Annotated in this window: 3 protein-coding genes; 1 reads left to right on the plus strand and 2 read right to left on the minus strand. The window is 63.1% G+C overall.

The genetic code is table 11. The features are described from left to right. Positions 1-1,347: MFS transporter (locus tag JOY90_RS29815; RefSeq protein ID WP_291694680.1), on the minus strand; the 1,347-nt coding region annotated here is incomplete at its 3' end. Between the two features lie 275 nt (positions 1,348-1,622). After that, entirely contained in the window at positions 1,623-2,552 is a 930-nt protein-coding gene (locus JOY90_RS29820; protein WP_291694681.1) for a dioxygenase, read from the minus strand. Positions 2,553-2,669: 117 nt separating this feature from the next. On the opposite strand from JOY90_RS29820, the gene JOY90_RS29825 reads away from it, so the two are divergent. Continuing rightward, positions 2,670-3,180: serine hydrolase (locus tag JOY90_RS29825; RefSeq protein ID WP_291694682.1), on the plus strand; the 511-nt coding region annotated here is incomplete at its 3' end.

The raw sequence follows: 3,180 nt of genomic DNA on the forward strand, positions 1-3,180 counted from the left end.
AGCTTCCGGGCTGCGGCGCAGGTAGAACCACCAGGTCAGCGCCAGGCAGGCGGCGTAGAAGCCAAGATAGATGACGAGCGCGAGCTGCGGGCCGCCGGTGATCGCGATCGACTTGCCGAAACCGGTCGGGATCAGATAGCCGCCGCACGCGCAGATCGCCCCGATGAAGCCAAGCGCTGCACCGCTCTCGATGCTGGCGGTCTTGATCGCCAGCGCCCGGCCGGCGTCGCCCTTGCCGCGCGCCTTCCGCAGGTTTTCCTCGCGGAAGATCGAGGGGATCATACGGTAGGTCGAGCCGTTGCCGAAACCGGTGGTGGCGAACAGGATCAGGAACATCACGAGGAAGCCCATGAAGTCCTTGATGCCGACAAAGTAGAGCACACCGATCGTCGCCGCCGCCATCGCCATGAAATTCCAGAATGTGACGACAGCGCCGCCGACCTTGTCCGCGAGGAGGCCGCCGAACGGCCGCGCGAGCGAGCCGACCAGCGGCCCGAGGAACGCGATCGCGATCGTGACCGACGGAAACTGGGTCTTGATCAACAGCGGAAACGCCGCGGAGTAGCCGATGAACGAGCCGAAGGTCCCGATATAGACGTAGGACATGATCCAGGTGTGCTTGCGCTTGACGATCGCGAGCTGATTCTTGATCGAAGACTTCGCCGTGGCCAGGTTGTTCATGAAGAACACCGCGCCAAAAACCGCGATCGCAATCGGAAGAACCCACATCAGGCCGGCATTCTGCAGGTAGACGCCGCCGACCGGCGTGGCCTGGTACAGGCTGATCAGACCGACCCCCATCAGCATCGGGGTCAGGAGCTGCACGCTGGAGACGCCGATGTTGCCGCCGGCTGCATTCAGCCCGAGCGCCCAGCCCTTCATCCGGTCCGGATAGAAGAAGGAGATGTTGGCCATCGAGGAGGCGAAGTTGCCGCCGCCGAGCCCAGCAAAGGACGCCACCACGAGCATCAGCCAGAACGGCGTTTCAGGGTGGCTGACGAAATAGGCCAGACCGAGCGTCGGAATGAACAGCACCGCCGCCGAGAAGATGGTCCAGTTGCGGCCGCCGAACGTCGTCACCGCGAAGGTGTAGGGAAAGCGCATCAGGGCGCCGATCAGGCCCGGCAATGCCACGAGCTGGAAGAGCTGGTCGGTGTCGAAATGGAAGCCGGCCTGCGGCAGCTTGGTCGCCACGATCGACCAGATCGCCCAGACCGAAAACCCGATATGCTCGGCGACGATCGACCAGATCAGATTGCGGCGGGCCACGAACTTGCCCGTCGCATTCCAGAACGTCTCGTCCTCCGGCCTCCAATCCGAGATCCAGGTCGGGTTCTGCTCGCTCATAAAGAACTTCCTTTCGTTCGCCCATGGCTGCGCGCTCCGGGGAATCCCCAGCGCTGCGGCGTTGCAATTTCAATGATGGGAGGACGGCTTCGATGGCGTCTCAACGACGTCATTCAAGCTTCGTGCCAGATCGGGAGAATCGGATATCTTTGTTATTACAGAGACTTGCCTCGCCACGATCATCAGCCAAGCAACGAACTCCGCATCAATATTTTGCGATTCGCTCATTCCTTGTGCGGCGCACAAAGAATGAGCATGGCGATCAAGAAATGATCTCAGGCGGCTTCGGTTGCCTCGTCCTCCCCCTTGGAGGCCATCGGCTTGGGAGCGACGCCCGCGCCCGGCTTCATGTGGAATTCGTAGGTCACCAGGTGCCACGGTGCCGCCGCCGGCTGGCCGTCGGGCATCGCCGGATCGGTGCGCTTTTCGACGCTGGCGACGAGCTCATCCTTCACACCAAACACCACATCCGAGTCGAGATACTTGTCACCGCCGATGAAGACATGGGTGATCAGCGGCTCGTAACCCGGCGCCGCCACCAGGAAATGCACGTGGGCCGGGCGCATCGGGTGCCGCCGCGTCTGCATGATCATCTCGCCGACCGGACCGTCGGTCGGGATCGGATAGCTGCAGGGCAGAATGGTGCGGAAGAAGAAGCGGCCGTCGGCGTCGGTGACGAAGCGCGCCCGCGAGGACGGGCCATGGGTCGCATAGCTCGGCTTCTGCGAGTCGTAGAAACCGTCGTCATCGGCATGCCAGACGTCGACGGGCACGCCGGCGAGCGGCTTGCCATGGGTGTCGGTGACGCGGCTCCGCACGAACATCTTCTCGCCGGTCTGGTTGTGCGGCGAGATGTCGGCGCCATGCGGCATCTCTCTGTGCTCGCCGACATAGAACGGACCGAGCACGGTGGTCTCGGTGGCACCCTCGCGCTCGCGATGGTTGACCGCGTCAACCAGCATGGAAACGCCCATCACGTCCGACAGCAGAATGAACTCCTGCCGGATCGGGGTGCATTTCTGCCCGGTGCGGGTCAGGAAGTCGATCGCGTATTCCCACTCCTCGAAGGTGAGATCGGTCTTGCGCACATACTCGTGCAGCGATTTCACCAATTCCTGCAGGAGGAATTTGGCGCGCGGGTGGGGCGTGTCGTCGAAGCTCCTGACGACGGCCGCGGTCAGTTCTGTCTCGCTGAACTGGGTCATATCTCAGATCCTGGGGAATGGGCACATCACGGCTCGAAGACTACACCAGCGGCCGCCTTTCGGCTATCAACGGCTGCCCCTCGAAGGCCGCCATTGCCGGCTGCGGAGATTGCCCCGATGCTCGATCCCACCCTCGCCTCACCCGAATCCGCCGGCATGTCCAAGGCCGGTTTCGACCGCATCGACGCGCATCTGAAGCAGCGTTACGTCGAGGCCGGGCGGTTTCCGGGAACCCAGCTCGTGGTCTACCGTCGCGGCAAGGTCGTTCACAATTCGGTGCAGGGCCATGCCGATCTCGAGCGCAAGGTGCCGGTCAAGAACGACACCATCTTCCGCATCTACTCGATGACCAAGCCGATCACCACGGTCGCCTTCATGATGCTGTTCGAGGAGGCCCGCGTCGCGCTGGACGAACCCGTTCACAAATACATTCCGGAATGGAAGAACCTCGGCGTGTTCGTCGCGGGCACGGCGCCGGCGTTCCTGACGCGGCCGCCGGCGCGGCCGATGCTGATCGTGGATCTCCTGCGCCACACCTCGGGGCTCACCTACGGCTTCCAGCAGCGCTCCAATGTCGACGCCGCCTACCGTGAAAAGAAGATCGGCGACGTCGAGAAGGCCGGAACGC

Origin of the sequence: Bradyrhizobium sp., from assembly GCF_019242285.1 — a bacterium.
Lineage (GTDB): Bacteria > Pseudomonadota > Alphaproteobacteria > Rhizobiales > Xanthobacteraceae > Bradyrhizobium.